The 19,349-nt window shown below is 72.9% G+C and carries 16 protein-coding genes and 1 pseudogene; 11 read left to right on the forward strand and 6 right to left on the reverse strand.

The window, feature by feature from the left end:
- Window positions 1-11: 11 nt before the first annotated feature.
- Window positions 12-1,766 (reverse strand): ABC transporter ATP-binding protein, encoded by a 1,755-nt coding sequence (locus OG562_RS40180; protein ID WP_266406872.1) that lies wholly within the window; start codon window positions 1,764-1,766, stop codon window positions 12-14.
- Between the two features lie 170 nt (window positions 1,767-1,936).
- Here OG562_RS40180 and OG562_RS40185 point away from each other — a divergent pair, with 170 nt between their 5' ends.
- The 4 genes from OG562_RS40185 to OG562_RS40200 all read left to right on the forward strand — a co-directional run bounded on the left by OG562_RS40185 (window position 1,937) and on the right by OG562_RS40200 (window position 6,061).
- A complete protein-coding gene (locus OG562_RS40185; protein ID WP_266406873.1) occupies window positions 1,937-3,025 on the forward strand; it encodes an S-(hydroxymethyl)mycothiol dehydrogenase in 1,089 nt (362 codons plus the stop codon).
- Window positions 3,025-3,654 carry an MBL fold metallo-hydrolase gene (locus tag OG562_RS40190; RefSeq protein ID WP_266406874.1) on the forward strand — a complete coding sequence of 210 codons (630 nt, stop codon included), beginning with the start codon at window positions 3,025-3,027 and terminating at the stop codon, window positions 3,652-3,654. Before OG562_RS40185 ends, OG562_RS40190 begins: the two co-directional genes overlap by 1 nt.
- A gap of 116 nt (window positions 3,655-3,770) precedes the next feature.
- Entirely contained in the window at window positions 3,771-4,694 is a 924-nt protein-coding gene (locus OG562_RS40195) for an SDR family oxidoreductase (protein ID WP_266406876.1), read from the forward strand.
- An 89-nt stretch (window positions 4,695-4,783) separates the two neighbouring features.
- Complete coding sequence (locus OG562_RS40200) at window positions 4,784-6,061, forward strand: MFS transporter (RefSeq protein ID WP_266406878.1); 1,278 nt, start codon at window positions 4,784-4,786, stop codon at window positions 6,059-6,061.
- On the opposite strand, the gene OG562_RS40205 is transcribed toward OG562_RS40200, so the two are convergent.
- Window positions 6,039-7,427 (reverse strand): aminotransferase class I/II-fold pyridoxal phosphate-dependent enzyme, encoded by a 1,389-nt coding sequence (locus OG562_RS40205; protein ID WP_266406880.1) that lies wholly within the window; start codon window positions 7,425-7,427, stop codon window positions 6,039-6,041. The genes OG562_RS40200 and OG562_RS40205 overlap by 23 nt on opposite strands.
- A 62-nt stretch (window positions 7,428-7,489) precedes the next feature.
- On the opposite strand from OG562_RS40205, the gene OG562_RS40210 reads away from it, so the two are divergent.
- A complete protein-coding gene (locus OG562_RS40210; RefSeq protein ID WP_266406881.1) occupies window positions 7,490-8,881 on the forward strand; it encodes a PLP-dependent aminotransferase family protein in 1,392 nt (463 codons plus the stop codon).
- Here the strand turns inward: OG562_RS40210 and OG562_RS40215 are convergent.
- Window positions 8,843-9,733 (reverse strand): LysR family transcriptional regulator, encoded by an 891-nt coding sequence (locus tag OG562_RS40215; protein WP_266406883.1) that lies wholly within the window; start codon window positions 9,731-9,733, stop codon window positions 8,843-8,845. The two genes, OG562_RS40210 and OG562_RS40215, sit on opposite strands and share 39 nt — an antisense overlap.
- A 70-nt stretch (window positions 9,734-9,803) precedes the next feature.
- Between OG562_RS40215 and OG562_RS40220 the strand changes: the two genes are divergently transcribed.
- From OG562_RS40220 to OG562_RS40230, 3 genes are all read left to right on the forward strand, one after another.
- Complete coding sequence (locus tag OG562_RS40220) at window positions 9,804-10,445, forward strand: maleylpyruvate isomerase family mycothiol-dependent enzyme (protein ID WP_266406884.1); 642 nt, start codon at window positions 9,804-9,806, stop codon at window positions 10,443-10,445.
- A 103-nt stretch (window positions 10,446-10,548) separates the two neighbouring features.
- The gene (locus tag OG562_RS40225; protein WP_266406886.1) at window positions 10,549-11,244 is read left to right on the forward strand and encodes a L,D-transpeptidase; all 696 of its coding nucleotides are present in this window, start codon (window positions 10,549-10,551) and stop codon (window positions 11,242-11,244) included.
- A gap of 199 nt (window positions 11,245-11,443) precedes the next feature.
- Window positions 11,444-11,620 carry a hypothetical protein gene (locus OG562_RS40230; RefSeq protein WP_266406888.1) on the forward strand — a complete coding sequence of 59 codons (177 nt, stop codon included), beginning with the start codon at window positions 11,444-11,446 and terminating at the stop codon, window positions 11,618-11,620.
- Between the two features lie 150 nt (window positions 11,621-11,770).
- Here the strand turns inward: OG562_RS40230 and OG562_RS40235 are convergent, their stop codons facing one another.
- Together OG562_RS40235 and OG562_RS40240 are read right to left on the reverse strand one after the other, a co-directional pair.
- Window positions 11,771-13,165 (reverse strand): S1 family peptidase, encoded by a 1,395-nt coding sequence (locus OG562_RS40235; RefSeq protein WP_266406889.1) that lies wholly within the window; start codon window positions 13,163-13,165, stop codon window positions 11,771-11,773.
- Between the two features lie 118 nt (window positions 13,166-13,283).
- Window positions 13,284-14,276: a hypothetical protein gene (locus OG562_RS40240; RefSeq protein ID WP_266409786.1), complete on the reverse strand. Its 993-nt coding sequence runs from the start codon at window positions 14,274-14,276 to the stop codon at window positions 13,284-13,286.
- Window positions 14,277-14,382: 106 nt separating this feature from the next.
- On the opposite strand from OG562_RS40240, the gene OG562_RS40245 reads away from it, so the two are divergent.
- The 3 genes and pseudogenes from OG562_RS40245 to OG562_RS40255 all read left to right on the forward strand — a co-directional run bounded on the left by OG562_RS40245 (window position 14,383) and on the right by OG562_RS40255 (window position 16,458).
- Complete coding sequence (locus OG562_RS40245) at window positions 14,383-15,561, forward strand: MalY/PatB family protein (RefSeq protein WP_266406890.1); 1,179 nt, start codon at window positions 14,383-14,385, stop codon at window positions 15,559-15,561.
- Window positions 15,562-15,627: 66 nt separating this feature from the next.
- Window positions 15,628-15,870: pseudogene (locus tag OG562_RS40250) on the forward strand (glucarate dehydratase); the annotation flags it as partial.
- 207 nt (window positions 15,871-16,077) lie between these two features.
- The gene (locus tag OG562_RS40255) at window positions 16,078-16,458 is read left to right on the forward strand and encodes a PPOX class F420-dependent oxidoreductase (protein ID WP_266406891.1); all 381 of its coding nucleotides are present in this window, start codon (window positions 16,078-16,080) and stop codon (window positions 16,456-16,458) included.
- A gap of 75 nt (window positions 16,459-16,533) precedes the next feature.
- Here the strand turns inward: OG562_RS40255 and OG562_RS40260 are convergent, their stop codons facing one another.
- Window positions 16,534-19,308: a hypothetical protein gene (locus tag OG562_RS40260; protein WP_266406893.1), complete on the reverse strand. Its 2,775-nt coding sequence runs from the start codon at window positions 19,306-19,308 to the stop codon at window positions 16,534-16,536.
- Window positions 19,309-19,349: the final 41 nt, after the last annotated feature.

Here is a 19,349-nt window from a genome sequence, read left to right on the forward strand (position 1 = left end):
CGCCCGACGGTTCACTCGACCGTAGCGAGGAACTGCGTCGCCGCCAGCTCCGCGTAGAGCGGATCGCCCGCCACGAGCTCACGGTGCGTGCCCACCGCCCGCACCCGGCCCGCGTCCATGACGACGATCCGGTCGGCCGTGGTGACCGTCGACAGCCGGTGGGCGACGACGAGGACGGTGGTCGTCCGGGCGACGTCGGCGACCGTGTCGCGCAGGGCCGCCTCGTTCACGGCGTCCAGCTGCGAGGTCGCCTCGTCGAGCAGGAGGAGCCGCGGATGGCGCAGCAGCGCCCGGGCGATGGCCACCCGCTGCCGCTCGCCGCCGGACAGCTTGGTCCCGCGGTGCCCGACCAGCGTCTCCAGCCCCTGCGGCAACCGGCCGACCAGGCCGTCCAGGCGGGTCGTCTTCAGCACCCGCCGTACGGCGTCGTCGTCCGCGTCCGCGTTCCCCAGCAGCAGGTTGTCGCGCAGCGAGCCCGACAGCACGGGAGCGTCCTGCTCCACATAGCCGATGGCGGACCGCAGCGCGGACAGCTCCCAGTCGGCGAGGTCGCGGCCGTCCAGGGCGATCGTGCCGGACTCGGGGTCGTAGAACCGCTCGATGAGGGAGAACACCGTGGTCTTGCCCGCGCCGGACGGGCCGACGAACGCGGTCAGGCCCCGGGCGGGCACGGCGAACGTCACCCCGTGGTGGACGTACGGCAGATCGTCGGCGTACCGGAAGCGGACGTCGGAGAAGGCGAGCGAGGCCGGTTCGGCGGCCGGCGAGGGCAGCGGCGCGGCGCCGGTCACCGGCTCGGCGGGCAGCCCCAGCGCCTCCTGGATCCGGCTCAGCGCGGCCGCGCCCGTCTGGTACTGGGTGATCGCGCCGACCACCTGCTGGATCGGCGACATCAGATAGAAGACGTACAGCAGGAACGCCACCAGCGTGCCGATGTCGATCGCGCCCGTGGCGACCCGCGCCCCGCCCACCGCGAGCACCGTGATGAACGCGGTCTGCATCGCCAGCCCCGCCGTGTTGCCCGCGGCCGCCGCCCACTTGGCGGCGCGCACGCTCTGCCGCCACGACTCCTCGGCCGCCGCATGCAGCGTCGCCTCCTCGCGGCGCTCGGCGCCCGACGCCTTCACCGTGCGCAGGGCGCCGAGCACCCGCTCCAGCGACGCCCCCATCACGCCCACCGCGTCCTGCGCCCGGCGACTGGCCCGGTTGATGCGCGGCACGATCACCCCGAGGACCGTGCCCGCGCCCAGCACCACCGCCAGCGTGACCCCCAGCAGCACCGGGTCCACCAGCCCCATCATCACCACGGTCGCGGCGAACGTGAGCCCGCCGGCGCCGAGCCCGACCAGGGAGTCGGTGGTGACCTCGCGCAACAGGGTGGTGTCGGAGGTGATGCGGGCCATCAGGTCGCCGGGCTCGCTGCGGTCCACGGCACTGATCCGCAGCCGCAGCAGATACGACGACAGCGCCCGCCGCGCGCCGAGCACCACCGACTCCGCGGTGCGCCGCAGCACATACGAACCCAGCGCGCCCACCGCCGTGTTGGCGACGACCAGCGCCGTCAGCAACAGCAACGCGCCGGTTATCGCACGGTCATGACTCAGATCGTCGATCAACCCCCGCGCCACGAGCGGCAGAAGCAGTCCGGTCGCCCCGGTGACCAGCGAGAGCACGGCCCCTGCCAGCAGGGCCCAGCGGTGCGGCCGTACGTAGTCGAGCAGCAGCCGCCACGGGGGCTGTACGGCGGCGGTCTCTGCGTTGCTCAACGGGGGCTCCTGGGGGCTCGGGCGGAGCCCCCAGGCTACGTCGGCCACCGTCGGGTGTGGCCGGAACCACGTGTTCAGGGCGGTCGGCGGCCCTGCCTCGCGTGCCCTTACCGATCAGTCACACGTAGGGTCGGAGCGGGACGACGACCGCCGACGAAAGGGGCAGCGCCATGCCGCAGGAAGTACGCGGAGTGATCGCGCCGGGCAAGAACGAACCGGTGCGGGTGGAGACGATCGTGGTGCCGGACCCGGGGCCGGGCGAGGCCGTGGTGCAGGTGCAGGCCTGCGGGGTCTGCCACACCGACCTGCACTACAAGCAGGGCGGCATCAACGACGAGTTCCCGTTCCTGCTCGGGCATGAGGCGGCCGGCGTCGTGGAGTCGGTCGGGGAGGGCGTCACGGACGTCGCGCCCGGCGACTTCGTGATCCTGAACTGGCGCGCGGTGTGCGGTCAGTGTCGGGCCTGTCTGCGCGGGAAGCCCTGGTACTGCTTCGACACGCACAACGCCAAGCAGCGGATGACGCTCGCCTCGAGTGGCCAGGAGCTGTCCCCGGCCCTCGGCATCGGCGCGTTCGCGGAGAAGACGCTGGTCGCGGCCGGCCAGTGCACGAAGGTCGACCCGTCGGTGTCCGCCGCGGTGGCCGGGCTGCTGGGCTGCGGCGTGATGGCGGGCATCGGCGCCGCCATCAACACGGGCAACGTCGGCCGGGGCGACACGGTCGCCGTGATCGGCTGCGGCGGGGTCGGCGACGCGGCCGTGGCCGGGGCGAACCTGGCCGGCGCGGCGAAGATCATCGCCGTGGACATCGACGACCGCAAGCTGCAGACGGCGCGGGCGATGGGCGCGACGCACACCGTGAACTCCAAGGAGACCGACGCGGTCGAGGCGATCCGCGAGCTGACCGGCGGCTTCGGCGCGGACGTCGTCATCGAGGCGGTCGGCCGCCCGGAGACGTACAAGCAGGCGTTCTACGCCCGCGACCTCGCCGGCACGGTCGTCCTCGTCGGCGTCCCCACCCCGGACATGAAGCTCGAACTCCCGCTCATCGACGTCTTCGGGCGCGGCGGAGCGCTGAAGTCGTCCTGGTACGGCGACTGCCTGCCCTCCCGTGACTTCCCGATGCTGATCGACCTGCATCTGCAAGGCCGCCTGGACCTGGGCGCGTTCGTCACCGAGACCATTCGACTCGACGAGGTGGAGAAGGCGTTCGAGCGGATGCACCACGGCGACGTGCTGCGCTCGGTGGTGGTGCTGTGATGGCCGCCCGCATCGAACGCCTCGTCACCTCCGGCCAGTTCAGCCTCGACGGCGGCACCTGGGACGTCGACAACAACGTCTGGATCGTCGGCGACGACCACGAGGCGATCGTCATCGACGCCGCCCATGACGCCGCCGCCATCGCCGAGGCCGTCGGGGACCGCCGGCTGACCGCCATCGTGTGCACCCACGCCCACAACGACCACATCGACGCGGCCCCCGCCCTCGCCGACCTCACGGGCGCGACCATCTGGCTGCACCCCGACGACCTGCCGCTGTGGAAGCTCACCCACCCGGACCGCGAGCCCGACGCCCATCTGGCCGACGGCCAGGTCATCGAGGCCGCCGGCGCCGACCTGACCGTCCTGCACACCCCCGGGCACGCGCCCGGCGCGGTCTGCCTGTACGACCCCGGGCTCGGCGTGCTCTTCACCGGCGACACCCTCTTCCAGGGCGGTCCCGGCGCCACCGGCCGCTCCTACTCCCACTTCCCGACGATCATCGCCTCCCTCAAGGACCGGCTGCTCGGCCTGCCGCCCGAGACGAAGGTCCTCACCGGCCACGGCGACCCCACGACCATCGGCGCGGAGGCGCCCCACCTGGAGGAGTGGATCGCCCGGGGTCACTGACCCCGACGGGCCCGCCCGAATAGACGACAGAAGACGTCCGGTTTCCGGGGCACCCTCGAAGAGGGAACACCACAGCGCGGCGCGGGACGGCGCCCGCACGGAAACGGGAGCCGGACATGTCGAATGCAGCGCAGCCGCTCAAGGGCAAGGTGGCGCTCGTCGCGGGCGCGACGCGCGGCGCGGGACGCGGGATCGCGGTGGAACTCGGCGCGGCGGGCGCCACCGTCTACGTCACCGGACGCAGCACCCGCGCCCACCGCTCCGAATACGACCGCCCCGAGACGATCGAGGACACCGCCGACCTGGTCACCGCGGCGGGCGGCCACGGCATCGCCGTACCCGCCGACCACCTCGACCCGGCGCAGGTCCGCGCCCTCGTCGACCGCGTCGCCGACGAACAGGGCCGCCTCGACGTCCTCGTCAACGACATCTGGGGCGGCGAGAAGCTCTTCGAGTGGGACGCCACCGTCTGGGAGCACGACCTCGACAACGGCCTGCGCATGCTGCGCCTCGCCGTCGAGACGCATGCGATCACCAGTCACCACGCCCTCCCGCTCCTGCTGCGTCACCCCGGCGGCCTGGTCGTCGAGATGACCGACGGAACGGCCGAGTACAACCGCGACACCTACCGCGTGAACTTCTTCTACGACCTCGCCAAGGCGTCCGTCCTGCGGATGGCCTTCGCCCTCGCCCACGAGATCGGCCCGCGCGGCGCCACCGCCGTCGCGCTCACCCCCGGCTGGCTGCGCTCGGAGCTGATGCTCGACCAGTTCGGCGTACGGGAGGACAACTGGCGCGACGCCCTCGAACGCGTCCCGCACTTCGCCATCTCCGAGACGCCCCGCTACGTCGGCCGCGCCGTCGCCGCCCTCGCCGCCGACCCCGACGTGGCCCGCCTCAACGGCCGCTCCCTCTCCAGCGGAGGACTCGCCCCCGAGTACGGCTTCACCGACCTCGACGGCAGCCGCCCGGACGCCTGGCGGTACCTCGTCGAGGTGCAGGACGTGGGCAAGCCGGCGAACACGACGGGCTATCGCTGACAGTTCCTCAGTTCCTCGTAGCGATGCTTAACAGATCATGTAGATCTTTTCACTTGTCCTGCGGGGATGTCCTCGGGCAGCGTTCCTGTGTGCAGATCCCCTCGAAACCCGACTCGCCCTGGCGGGTCCCCGACTTCCGCGTCCTGTTCTCCGCCACCGCCCTGAGCCAACTCGGCACCAACGTCAGCTATGTCGCCGTACCCCTGATCGCCGTGGCCGCGCTCGACGCGACGCCGGGCCAGGTCGGCGCCCTGGCCACGCTCAGCACGCTGGCGTTCCTGCTCATCGGGCTGCCGGCCGGGGCCTGGGTGGACCGGATGCGGCAGCGGCGGCTGCTCGTCTGCGCCGACCTGGCCCGCGCCGCGCTGTTCGCCTCGGTCCCGCTCGCCTGGTGGCTCGACGCGCTCACCCTCGGCCAGCTGTACGCGGTGGTGCTGCTCAACGGCGCCGCGACCGTGTTCTTCGACGTCGGCTCGCAGAGCGTCCTTCCCCAACTGGTCGGCCGCGGAGCCCTCGTCCAGGCGAACGCCGCCGTGGTCAGCCTGATGGCCGCGAGCAACGTCGCGGGACGCGGCGCGGGCGGCGGTCTCGTCCAACTGCTCACCGCGCCCGTCGCCGTGCTCTGCGCGGCGGTCGCCCACCTCGCCTCGGCGCTCCAACTCCTCGCGGTCCGGCGCCGGGAGACCGAGCGGGGCCCGGCCCCGGTGCAGGGACTGCGGGCTCAGATCGCCGAAGGCGTACGACACGTCCTCGGAAACCGCGAACTGCGCGCCCTCGCCCTCACCGCCGCCGTCAGCAACCTCGGCTCGCAGATCGTCAACACCATGCTGCCGATCCTCTTCGTCCGAGAACTGGGCCTGCCTGCCGGTGCGTTGGGCCTGTACTGGGGAGCGGGCGGCCTCGGCCTCCTGCTCGGCGCCCGTCTCGCCCGCCCGCTCGCCGCCCGTCTCGGATTCGGCCGCACCCTCGCCGTCGCCGGGCTCGTCCTGGCCCCGGCCGCACTCCTGGCGCCCCTCAACGGGCGCGGCCCATGGCTGTGGATCGCGGGAGCGGGCTGGGTGCTGGCCATGTTCAAGATCGGCGTGGACAACGTCCTGGGAGTGACCTTGCGCCAGCGCATGACCCCCGACGACCTGCTCGGCCGGATGAACGCCACCTTCCGCTTCGTGCTGACGGGAGCGCTTGCCGTCGGGGCCGCCGTGTCCGGCCTGCTCGGTGAACTGGTCGGCGTGCGGGCCACGTTGTGGGTGGGCGCGGCCCTGCTCGCGGTGGCGTTCCTGCCGGTGTTCCTCTCCCCGGTTCGTACCCGCCGTGAACTACCGCGACAGCAGGCGACCATGACGGTCAGTCGGACAGCGCCTCGGTGAGCGCGGCGAGCACACGTTCCGTGTCCGCCTCGGACGTACGCCAGTTGCTGAACGCCGCCCGCAGCCCGGGCACACCGCCGTACACCGTCGGCGTCAGGAAGGCCTCCCCGGTCGCTGCGACGGCGTCGGCCAGTGCGGCCACCCGCTCCGGGGTCGGGTCCTCGGCGAGGGTGAAGCAGACGACGTTCAGCCGGACCGGGGCCAGCAGCCGCAGCCTGTCCAGCGCGCCGACGCCCTCGCCGAGCCGGGCCGCCAGCGCCACGTTCCGCTCGACGATCTCACGATGCCCGGCCCGCCCGTACGCCACCAGGGAGAACCAGGCCGGCAGGGCGCGCAGCCGACGGGAGTTCTCCGGAGTGAGATGAAGGAAGTCGGGCTCGCCGGAGGGCGGACCGAGATACGGCGCGGCGTTGTGGAAGACCCGCACCTGGAGGTCGCGGCGGCGGGTGAACTGGACGGCCGCGTCGTAGGGCACGTTGAGCCACTTGTGCAGGTCCACGCAGACCGAGTCGGCCGCGTCGAGCCCGTCGACGAGGTGCGCATGGGCGGGGGAGAGGGCGGCGAAGCCGCCGAACGCCGCGTCCACGTGCAGCCAGAAGCCGTACCGCTCCTTGAGGGCGGCGATCGCCCGCAGGTCGTCGAAGTCGACGGTGTCGACCGTTCCGGCGTTGGCCACGACGATCGCCGGCCGCCCGTCCAGCGCTGCCAGCGCCGCCTCCAGCGCGTCGACGTCCACGGCCTCCCGGCCGGGGAGCACGGGCACGAGCCGCAGCCGGTCCCGGCCGACGCCCAGCACGGACAGCGCCTTGGCGACACTGGAGTGCGGGCAGCCGGAGAGCACCTCCACCGGCCCCAGCGCGGCCGCCCCCGCCCGGGACACGTCCACGCCCAGCCGCTCGCCCACCCACTCCCGGGCGACCGCGAGCCCCACCGTGGTGGACACCGTCGCACCGGTCACGAACGCCCCCGAGTGCGCCTCGCCCAGCCCGAACAGCTCCCGCAGCCAGGCCACCGTCTCCCGCTCCAGCGCCGTCGCCCAGGAACCGGCGGCCCCGGAGACGTTCTGGTCGAACGCGCTCGTCAGCCAGTCACCGGCGACCGACGCGGGCGTCGCGCCGCCCGTGACGAAGCCGAGATAGCGCGGCCCGGCCGAGCCGGAGAAACCCGGGGCCCAACGCTCGGCGAACCGCGCGAGAGCGCCCTTCGCCCCGGCCCCCTCGCCGGGGAGGCTCTCCCGCCCGGGCGCTCTGTCGAGGCCGACCACCGGCCGGTCGGACACGCCCGTCACCTCGCGGGCGGCGAAGTCGCGGGCGGACTGCAGGAGTTCGGGAAGCCGGGAGAGGTCGTCGGCGAGGATGCGGTGCATACGGGGCAGCCTAGGGCCGGGGTGAAGGGCAGCGACTGGTCCACTTGAGCGAAACTGGACCGATGATGAGTGGTTTCGTCTCCGCCCTCGGCCCCTGGCACGAACGCCCCGGAACCCTGTCCCGGTCCCTCGCCGACGCCGTGCGCGAGGCCGTCGTCGACGGCCGGCTGCCGCCCGGCGCCCGGCTGCCCTCCGAACGGGAACTCGCCCGCACCCTGCGCCTCAGCCGCGGCACCGTCGTCACCGCCCTCACCCTGCTGCGCGACGACGGCTGGCTGCACACCCGGCACGGCAGCGGCAGCGCCGTACGGCTGCCCGCCCGGCTCACCGAACGCACCACCCCCTGGTCCCAGGACCGGGGCGGAACGGGCGACGCCGGACTCGACCTCACCCTCGCCGTCACCGCCGCCCCGCACGACGCCTACCTCGCCGCCCTGACCCGCGCCGCCGCACGCAGCGCCGCCCTCCTCGTCGACGCGGGCGTCGCCACCGCCGGACTGCCCCGCCTACGTGAGCTCCTCGCCGACCGCTGCACCCGCACCGGCCTGCCGACCCGCCCCGAGCAGATCCTCGTCACCTCGGGCGCGCAGGCCGCCCTCACCCTGCTCCTGGACTGCCTGCACACCGACCGCCGCCGCCCGGTCGCTGTGGAGAGCCCGACCTACCCAGGCGCCCTCGCCGTCCTGCGCCGCCGCCGCACCCGACTGCTGCCCGTGCCCGTGTCCGCGCGCCACGGCTGGGACACCGAGCGTCTCGCGCACGCCGCGCACACCCGGGGCGCCCGACTGGCCTATCTGATCCCGGACTTCCAGAACCCCACCGGCGCCCACATGACCGCCGCGACGCGCACGGAGATCGCCCGCCTCCCGCTCACGGTGATCGCCGACGAGACGATGCGCGACCTGGACCTGCGCACCCCGCCCGGCGCCGAACCCCACCTCGCCGGACCCGGCGTGATCCAGATCGGCTCGGCGAGCAAGACCGTGTGGAGCGGCCTGCGGGTCGGCTGGATCCGGGCCGGCGCCGACCTCGTACGACAGCTGCGCGGCAACCCCCTCCAGGCCCAGTTGTCCCCACCGCCTCTGGAACAGCTCATCGCCTGCGAACTGCTGGGCGACGGACCCGGCTTCGACGAGGTGCTCGCCGACCGGCGTGCCCGGCTGCGCGCCCAGCGCGACCATCTGGCCGCGATGCTGGACGGGACCGGCTGGACGTACACGCTCCCCGACGGCGGGCTGACCCTGTGGCTGCACCTGGGGACGGCCACACGGGCCGCCGACCTCGTGGCCCGGGCCGCGAGGCGCGGCCTGGCCGTGACCCCGGGCCCCCACTTCGCCCCCGACCGCACGACCCTCGCCCACCACCTCCGCCTGCCCTTCACCGCCACCCCCGACGTGCTGACCCGCGCCGTGGACCTACTGCGCGAGTGCGTCGTGGAACCGCCCGAGCAGTGACCGGGCCGCCGGGCCGACCGGCCCGTCCGTCCGCCAGACCAGGGCCACCCGGCCACGTGCCCGGGGATCGTCGATGCGTAGCGCCCGCAGTCCGAAGGCCGTTGGCAGCCCCGGGACCACCGCGACCCCGAGGCCCCGCGCGGCCAGCCGGAGCAGCGTGTCCGGGGCCGCCGCCTCGAAGGCGATCCGGGGCCGGAACCCCGCCTCGGCGCACAGCCGGTCCAGCACCCCACGCACCCCGGTCCCGCACGGCAGGCTGATCAGCGGGTACGCGGCCAGTGCGGCGAGCGGGACCGCCCTACCCCCGGCGGAGGCGAGCGGATGGTCCTGCGCCACCGCCGCGTAGAGGGGCTCGTCCGCCACGATCCGCACGCCCGTGCCGGGCGGGGGCTCCTCGGCGGCGAGGCCGGCCAGGACGAGGTCGAGTTCCCCGCGGTGCAGCGCGGCCAGCATCCGGTCCGAGGTGTCCTCGGTGAGGGTGATCTCCACCTGGGGGTGCGCCGTGTGGAAGTCGGCCAGCAGACCCGGAACGTCGACGGGGTGCGCGGCGGCGAACGGCACCATGCCGATCCGCACGCGTCCCCGCAGCAGCCCCGTGTACTCCTCCGCCGTCCGCCGCACCCCCTCGACCGCCGCCAACGCGGCCCGCGCGTACGGCAGAAGGGCCGCGCCGACCTCCGTCGGCCGCACCCTCCGCCCGGAACGGTCCAGCAGGGGTTGCCCCAACTCCCGCTCGAGACGGCGGATCTGCGCGCTCACCCCGGGCTGCGCCAGATGGAGCCGGGCCGCGGCCCGGGTGAAGCCCTCCTCCTCGACGACCGTGACGAAGCACAGCAGCTGCCTCAACTCCATAACAGATCATGCTAGTTGGGAGACGAACCTGTTCTTGGACTTATGAACCGGCCGTCAAGATCCTGGACGTATGACCACGGGACGCACACATGAGGACGCCCTCGCCGCCGCCATCGCCGCCGAACGCCGTGACCTGGCCGACCTGTTCGACACCCTCTCCCCGGACCAGTGGGACGCGCCCAGCCTGTGCGCGGGATGGCGGGTGCGGGACGTGGTGGCCCACATGTCGACGGGGTTCCGGTATCCGACCCGCCGCATGCTGTGGGAACTGGCCAGGTCCGGCGGCCGGGTGAACCGGATGGCGGACCGGGTCGCCCGCGCGGACGCGGCCGCCCACCCGGCCGGGCGGCTGTCCGGCTTCCTGCGCGAGCACGCGCACCACCCGTGGAAGCCGCCGGTGGGCGGCCGCCCGGCGGCCCTGGCCCACGACGTCGTGCACGGCCTGGACGTCACGGTCGCCCTCGGCGTCGAGCGCCCCGTCCCCGAGGAGCGGCTGCGCCCGGCCCTGGCCACGATCGACCCGCGGGCCTTCCGCTTCTTCGGCGTCGACCTCGCGGGCGTCCGGCTGCAGGCCGTCGACCTCGACTGGACCTTCGGCGCCGGAGCACCCCTGTGCGGGAGTGCCCAGGACCTTCTGCTGGTCGCCTATGGTCGTAAGCTGCCCGTCGGCCGGTTGGACGGACAGGAAGTTCACCGTTTTGTCACAGCCTGAGCCGCCCTACAACCGATATCCCCGCACATCGGTCTAGGTTGACGAGATCGCCGTAGCGGTGTCAGGAATGTGACCGCGCCAGGAAGCCAGGAAGAGGGCACCCATGGGGGACATACGCAGACGAGGAGCCGTCGTGCTCGGGGTCACGGGGCTGGTGGCTCCGTTGACGCTCGCGCTGGGCGCCGCGCCGGCGCAGGCCGCGAGCTGCACCACGCAGGCCGGGCCGTACCAGAAGCAGGTGGAGAAGTTCCTCGGGCGGCCGGTGGACGGCAGGCAGTCCACCGCCGACTGCAAGGCCATCCAGGCCTTCCAGACCAAGCACGGCATCACGCCGAACATCGGCTACGCGGGATCCGTCACGTGGGGTGTGATGGATCTCATGAACAAGCAGAAGGCGGTGGGCAGCACTCCCAACCGGGACGGCCGCTGTCCGACCAACAAGGGCCGCATCGCCTGCGTCAACCTCACCCTCCAGCTCAGCTGGATCCAGGACGGCAGCAGGCTGGTCTACGGGCCGGTGCCGGTCCGCACGGGCCGCGACGGGTACGAGACCCGCACCGGCCTGAAGAAGATCTACTGGCGTGACATCGACCACGTCTCGTCGATCTACAACGTGTCCATGCCCTACAGCCAGTTCTTCGACGGCGGCCAGGCCTTCCACTCGGTCGGCCTCAGCATGTGGAACCCGCCGGGCTCGCACGGCTGCGTCAACATGACCACGACGACCGCCAAGAAGTACTGGTCACTGCTGAAGAACGGCGACGACGTCTTCGTCTACGGCCGCAAGCCGGGCACCTGACAGTCGCCCGCCGAAGGGCCCCCGAGGGGCGGGGCGAGGGCGGGGGAGGGCTGCACGAGGGCGGGGCGGCCGGGCCGTGCGCGGCGAACTCACCGGCCGTCCTTGACAGATGGACGTGATCAGTAACACTGTCCGATTTATCCCTTTAGCTCGTGATTACTCACGGCCCCTTCACCTCCGACATCGTAAGATTCACACCATGTCCACCACTGTTGAATCCCTCTCCGAGCGATCGGCTGCGGAGGTCAACGAGGAGATCCGGGCCCTGTGGCTCCGGTCGGGCGGGACACTGAGCGTCGAGCAGCGCGAGGAGTACCAGCGGCTCGTCCTGGAGTGGGCCGCCGCCCCGTCGCCGCAGCCGATGAACGCGGCCTGACCCTCCCCGAGGACCGCCGGCCTCCGCCGTCGAGCCTCGTGCACCGAGTTTTGTGCATCGACCCTCCACCGCCGAACCGGGCACCCAGATCGGGTGCCCTTTTCGCTGTCCGGGCCCGGCCGCCGCCGACTCCGTCCGGGCCCGCCTCGCTCACCCCCAGGTCGCCGAGTAGTACTGTCGGTAGGCCTTGCGGTCCTGCTCGGCGCGGATGTAGCGGGTCGCGACGAGGCCGACCAGGCTGCCGCCGATGACGAGCAGACCCGGGCCGATGTTGTTGGGATCGGTGAGCCGGGACGCGAGCGTCTCCGTGACGGTGCCCGCCACCGGAGCCGTCGAGCCCGGCGAGGTGGAGCCCGGGGCGATCGCCGCCTGGGTGGGCGACGAGGACGGCTGGGGAGCCTCGGACGCCGTGCCCGAGGAGCCCTGACCGGCGTTGTCGGACGGCGCGGCCACGATCAGCTGCACGTTGAGCGCGGCGAGCGCCCGCGTCACCGGCTGGAAGAACGTCGTGCCGCCCGTCGTGCAGTCGCCGCTGCCGCCGGAGGTCACCCCGATCGCGAGGCCCTCGGAGAACATCGGCCCGCCGCTGTCCCCGGGCTCGGCGCACACATTGGTCTCGATGAGCCCGCTGACGGTGCCCTCCGGGTAGTTCACCGTGGCGTCCAGCCCGGTGACCTGGCCGTCGTGCAGCCCGCTGGTGCTGCCGCTGCGGAACACCCGCAGGCCGACGGACGCGTCGCCGGTGCCCGTGATCCGTACGCCCTTGCCGTCGCCGACGGCGACCACGTCGGCCCCGTCGCCGGCCTTGCCGCTCGCGTACTGCACCAGGGAGAAGTCGCTCCCGGGGAAGTTCGAGTTGATCGTGTTGCCGACCTGCTGCTTGGCCTGGTTGTCCGCGAACCAGATCGAGCCGGTGGGCCCGCAGTGCCCGGCGGTGAGGATGAAGTCGTTCGTCCCGTTGGTCACGTTGAAGCCCGCCGAACAGCGTCCGCCGGTCGACAGGATCGGCAGGGCGGCGTTGAGGCGTGTGGTGAAGGCGCCTGTGGTGCGCTCCATGCGGACGAAGCTGCCGATGCCCGTCGCCGTCTTCGTCAGCTCCGCCCAGTCGGCGGCCGACACGGTGCTGTCCGCCTGCACGACGACCTGGTTGGACTGGTAGTCCATGACCCAGGCGGTGCCGGGCACCCGCGGCGCCGAACGCAGCGTCGCCGCGGCCGACTTGAGCTCGTTCATGCTGTGCGAGACGACCTTCGCCTGGGCGCCCGACGTACGGACCAGGGCGGCCGTCTGCTCGTCGGTGACCGCGACGACCGGCTGCCCGTCGGCGTTGATCCAGGTGCCCGCCGTACGCGAGGTGCCGAGCTTCTTGACCAGGGCCGCACCGGGGTTGGTGGCGACGGACTCCGCCGAGTCGCGTGTCGTCGCCGCGGCGGACGGCTCACTTGCCATGGCAGCCTGCGTGACCATGGCTCCTCCCAGGAGGAGTCCGCCGACGGCCGCCAGCCGTGTCGCTCGCCGGACGGTCCGTCGTCGTACGTGCCTCATGCTTGGCTCCCGAAACCCCGAACGCGCGGCCTCAACACCGCGGGGCCCTCCGGTCGTTGAGTGCCCTCACCTCCATACGTGCAGGGACGCCGTCGTGTTCACCCAGGAGGTGATCACCTCAGCTTTCTCCTACGGAGGTCGGTGCGAGCCGGGACGGCGGGTCGTCGTCGGGCGGGCCGAGACGCTCCCAGCTGCGGGCGTCGCCCCATACGGCCGTCGTGCCGGTGTAGGGGCGCAGCAGTGCGGAGAGGGCGGGGTCGCCGCGGCCGTTCAGCTCGTCGGAGGCGATCTTGCGGGCGATCCCGGCGAGGAAGTCGGCGAGCTGCACCCGAGGGTCGTCGCGGGCGACGACGAGCCGGAGCCCGGCGAGCGCGATGCCCCGCCGGCGTGCCGCGTCCTCGATCCAGGCGATCCGCTCCGGGGTGAGCAGGTTCTGCCGGTCGTGCGCGAGCCGGACGGGGCGTCCGCCGACGCTCCAGTGGGCCGCGGTGTGCAGCACGGAGGAGAGAAGCGGATTGAGGAGCGGGAGCAGTACGAACGGCCCGCCCCGAATTCCGGCCCGGTACGCCAGCGCGCGGGACCGTTCCGCCGAGAGCCGGGTCAGAATGCCGGCCGCATCCGTCCTGGGATAGCGCTTCCGGAGGGTATCGACCGTGTGGAGGAAATCCGCGACGGGCGCGTCCGAGGCGTCGCCGGTGCGCATGCGCAGCAATTGGTTGGCCGCCTCCAGGAACTCCCGCCATTCTTCTTCCGCGAAGGTCCGCCGCCCTTTCCGAAAGAGGGTGAGGGCCGCTTGCGGATCGTCCAGCAGCAGGTCGACGGTCCGGTCCACGACGAAGAACGTCTTCTCGACCAGATGCACGTAGGCCTGCCCGTACAGCGGTCCGGAGGGGGAGAGCAGCCATTCCAGGACCGCCCGGTGCTTCTCGCGCAGCAGATGGTTCGCCTTGTACTCCTCGGCGGGCGAACGGATGCGGTCGCGGATCTCCCGCACCTGGTCTGCCGCGGATTCCATGGACAGCAGCACACTCGCGTGCGCGAACACATCGGTGTTCCCGCCGGTGAGATTCTCCCCGTCCGAACCCGACTCGTCACAGGCGACCTCCGCGATCCCCGTCGCGTCCGTTCCCACCGTGTCCGCAATTCCCGTCGCGTCCTCCACGAATGTCCCGTTCAGGTGATCCCAGGTCACACCGCAGCCCCCTATCTTGTGCCCCATGACCAGGATCTCGCACGAACCGTCCGGTGAACCGAATCCCCTCCGCTTCCTCACCCTCGACCGTCTCCGATGTCGTACGAGCATGAAATGGCGCAGGTATCCGGCGGACGTGCTGCCCCTGTGGGTCGCGGAGATGGACGTGCCGCTCGCCGGGCCCGTGGTCCGGGCCGTCGCCGACGCCCTCGCGCTCGGCGACACCGGCTATCCGGAGGGCGCCGGCTACGCGGAGGCGCTGGCCGCCTTCGCCGCCGAGCGGTGGGGATGGCACGGGCTCGCCGTGGAGCGCACCGCGATCGTGCCCGACGTGATGCTCGGCGTCGTGGAGATGCTCAAGCTGGTGACCGGGCCGGGCGACCCGGTGATCGTCAACCCGCCCGTGTACCCGCCCTTCTTCCCGTTCGTCACCCATCTGGACCGGCGGATCGCCGAGGCGCCGCTCGGCGTGGACGGACGGCTCGACCTCGATGTTCTGGAGCGGGCCTACCGGCGGGCCGTCGAGGGCGGCGGCCGGGCCGCGCATCTGCTGTGCAGCCCGCACAACCCGACCGGCGCCGTGCACACCGCGCAGGAGCTGACCGCCGTCGCCGCCCTCGCCGAGCGGTACGGCGTGCGGGTGGTCGCCGACGAGATCCACGCGCCGCTCACCGCCGTGGGAGTCGACTTCGTGCCCTGGCTGAGCGTGCCCGGCGCGGAGCGCGGCCTGTCGCTGATGTCGGCGTCCAAGGCGTGGAACCTGGCCGGCCTCAAGGCCGCCGTCGCCGTCGCGGGCCCCGAGGCCGCCGCCGATCTGGCCCTGCTCCCCGAAGAGGTCGGCCACGGCCCCAGTCATGTGGGCGTGCTCGCGCACACCGCCGCCCTGCGCGACGGCACGCCCTGGCTGGACGCCCTGCTGACCGGCCTCGACGACAACCGGCGGCTGCTCTCGCAGCTGTTGGCCGAGCGGTTGCCCGGTGTCCTGCACCGGCCGGGCGAGGCCACCTACCTCGCCTGGCTCGACTGCCGGGCGCTGGGTCTCGGGGACGATCCGGCCGAGGTCTTCCTGGAGCGCGGGCGGGTGGCGCTGAGCTCCGGACCGGAGTTCGGCACGGGCGGGGCCGGGCACGTACGCCTGAATCTGGCCACCTCGCCGGAGATCCTCACCGAAGGGGTGCGCCGGATGGCGAGTGCCGTGCGCTGAGCGCCCTCCGCTGGGGGATCGCCGACGTCGCCGCCCGGCCGTCGCCCGCCGACGGGCGGTCGCCGCATGAGCACCCCCGCGACCCGTATCCGCGAACTCGTCGTCGCCCCCATCGCCTTCTCCGATCCGCCGCTGCTCAACTCGGGCGGCGTGCACGAGCCCCTCGCCCTGCGTGTGATCCTCCAACTCGTCCTGGAGGACGGCACGGTGGGCCTCGGCGAGGCGACGGGCGGCGAGACCCGCCTGGAACGACTTCACCCCGCCGCCCTTGCCGTCGTAGGGCTGGACGTCTTCGACACCACGGCCGTCTGAGCCGCCCTGCTGCCGACCGTGCCCAGCTCCCACGAACGCGGCTGGACCACGACGCCCTCGACCGGCTGCACAGCCGCTACCTCGGCTCCGGGATGCGGGGCCGGGACGACACCGGGTACATGCGGCGCGTCCAGCCGGACTACCAGCTGAAGGTGCCCCGGTGGTGACCGGCTTCGAGGCCCGGCCGCTGCCTAGACTGCGCACATGGACGACACATCGCTCGACCGGCTGGCAGCGGGCAAGTACCTGCTGATCACCAGCTATCGCAAGAACGGAACCGGGGTCGCCACCCCTGTGTGGGTGGTGCGCGACGGGGAGACGCTCGGCGTGTGGACGGTCGCCGACTCCTGGAAGGTGAAGCGGATCCGGGCCCGCGCCGACGTCCTCGTCGGCCCCTGCGACGTACGCGGCAACCCGACCGGCGAGCAGGTCCCGGCCACCGCCGAGATCTGCGACCCGGCCACCACCGCCCACTACCGCACGCTCCTCGCCCGCAAGTACGGCCTCTTCGGCCGCCTCACGCTCCTCGGCAGCCGACTGCGCCGGGGCCGGGACGGAACGCTCGGGATCCGCGTCACGCTGTGAGCACGGAGAGACAAAGGGGGCACGGACCGTGCGGTCCATGCCCCCTCGGGTTGTGCGGGTGACGACTCGTGCGGGTCAGGGCGTGTCCACGACCGTCCCCGTCAGCACCGGCTGGTCCGGCAGCGGCTCGGCCTCGAAGTCGGTCAGAGCCAGGCGCGTCGACTCGGCCGGCTCGACCACCTGGTCCTTCACCGTCGGCACCGTGAAGTCGGCGGCCGTGCTCCCGGCCGGGAGGGCCACCCACACCCACAGGTTAGCCTCGGACAGCGGGCGCTCCGGGTCGGGCAGGTCACCGGAGTTGTCCTGCAGCCACTGCGGGTCCACGTCCTTGGTGGACAGCTCCGCGCCCTCGGTGACCGGGAGTAGCCGGACCGGCTGCCAGATGTCCACGTCGGCGGTCTCGGAGAGGGTGATCCGCCAGGTCAGCGACTCGCCCTCGGTCACCCGGTCGGCGACGGGCGTCAGGGTGACCTTCGGCGCCGGGTCGTCGTTCTGCGCGGTGACCCCGCCTCGGTAGGAGCCGACGACCGCGCCCCGCACGGCCTTCGCGAGCAGGTCGTGCTGCAGGTCGTCGCCGTAGCGCGTGTCGCCCTTCACCTCGACCGGTACGTCGATCGGGGTGGCCCCGGGCCGAACCGTGAGCACTTTCTCCCTGGCCGCGCCGGTCGCCGGGTCGACGACGTAGAAGCGGACCTTGCCGCTGGCGTGTCCGGAGACCTGGACCGGGATGTGGTAGGTGCGGGTGCCGGAGTCGCCCTCCTTGACCGTGAGGCGGCCGATGTCGACGCGCGGCAGCGCCGCCGCCTTCACCGCGGGGGTGCCGGGGGCCCAGCCCCAGGCGTCCATGAACCAGGCCTGGCCGGATCCCGAACGCGGGGTCAGCTCAAGGGACTTGACGTGCTTGAGGTCGAGCCCGGCGTGGGTGGCGGCGGCCAGCGGGACCCGTAGTTCGCGGGCCCAGTAGGAGGCGGTGCGGTCGGAGCCCGGCAGCCCGTCGACCTTGATCTGTCCGAGTTCGGCGCGGCGGCCGGCGGAGTCGGTGACGGTCACGTCCAGCTTGGTGCCGGTGGTGTTCGGCGGCACGAAGACGCGCAGCGCGAGGCTCTTGGCCCCGGAGAGGGAGACGGGAGCGGTGGAGGTGATCTTCGCCGGAGTGCCCGGCGCGGACCACTTCAGCGCGACCGCGTTCGTGCCGGTGTCCGTCTCCAGGTCCCACCACCCGAAGTGCGGGGACCTCCCCAGGGCGTTGTCGCCCAGACAGGCCTTGGCCGGGTCGGGGTCCGACCAGCACACCCGGCCGCCGGTCACCTTCACCCCGCCGTTCAGCAGGAAGCCTCCCGTACGGCGGGCGCCGACGGCGTGCGTCAGGACGCGGGCCGGGTCGGCGGAGGGGGCGCGCTTGCCCGAGCCGTCGAGCAGCGGGCGCACCCGGTCGTCACCGGCGACGAACAGCCGGGCCGCGGCGGCGATGTAGGTCGCGCCGGCCGTGTGCTGCTGGTCGGCGGTCAGCCGGGTGGGGGCGCCGGTGGAGCAGACCGGGTCGGGCTGCGGGTCGTCCGGGTCCTCCCAGAAGTCGTCGAAGGACGGCGCCACGGCCTTGCCCGGCGTCCACTCGGTGTTGAAGAAGTTGTGGTTGGCGCCGACCACGTAGACCGCGCTGTGCAGGGCGGCGCCCTTGCTGACGCCACGCGTCCCGTCGAGGTACGTCTCGCCCTCGAGGTCGGAGACGTCGCCGTCGCAGCCGGGCAGGATGGTCGCGGACGGCACGTCGGCGACCGGATTCTGGCCGAAGATCGTCGGTCCGATGAGGACGGTGCCGCGGATCTTCCAGCGGACCGGGCCCCGGTAGCCGTCCTGCGCGGCGGGCGGCGGGTAGAGGCTGTCCATGGCGGCCCGGTTGACGCCCTCGCCGCCGCGCGAGTGACCGACGAGCAGGACCCGGGAGAGGTCGGCCTTCGTCGCGTCGGGCACCGCCGTGGGGGCGTGGCTCGGGTGGGCGGCCCAGTCGGCCCACTGGGCGAGGTGCCGGCGCACCAGCGAGGAGCGCGCCTGTGCGCCGGCGTCGTCGACGTTCGCGTCCTGGCCGTTGATGCCGTTGGCGGAGATCGACACCGTGACGTAGCCCTGGGAGGCGAGGAGCTTCTGGTCCTGCAGATAGCCCTGGTAGCTCGGGATCGACTTCATGCCGGCCGGGCAGGGCCAGGAGATGTCGAGGTCGTCGCTGCCCGGCTGGTAGCAGGTGGTGTGGCGGCCGTGCAGGAACAGTGCGAGCGGCCGCTTCCCGGTGGCGCCCTTGGGTGCGACGACGACGGCCCTCATCTCCACCGGCTCGGGGAAGTCGGGCAGCTTCACCGGGTCGAGGGAGTACTCGCCGGTGGCGGTGCGGTACGAGCCCGGCTTGCCGGGGTCCACGGAGTTGGCCGGGAGCCGAGCCGGGGGCTGCGCGGCTTCGGCCGGTGAATTCCTGCTGCTTTTGCGCGAGTCGTCGGCGGCCGCGTCCAACCGCCGTCCGGAAGCGCGTACTTGCAGGTCGTCGAGGGACGCGCCGGGGTCCAGGGCGAGCCGGAACGTGCGGCCGTCCTTCGCCGCCTTCGGTACGCCGAGCAGCCGGCCGCCCGCGTGGAACTCGACGCGGGCGTCGCCCACCGGCACCCGTGTGGCCGACCGCCAGACCAGCTCGCGGTCGGCGCCCTCCCCGGTGACGCGCCAGCCCTTCGGCAGTGTGCTGTCGGCGGTCGCCGCGGGCGGCTTTGCCTGGGGCGGTTGTTGGGCCTGGGCCAGTCCCGGTGAGCCCGCAAGGGCCGCGAGCACGGCCACGGCGGTGACACCTATGCGCCGGGCACGGATCAAGGGTCCCCTCCTCGTACGTAGGAGTGTGGGCGCCCGTCCGA

It is taken from the genome of Streptomyces sp. NBC_01275 (genome assembly GCF_026340655.1).
In the GTDB taxonomy this organism is placed as follows: Bacteria; Actinomycetota; Actinomycetes; order Streptomycetales; family Streptomycetaceae; genus Streptomyces.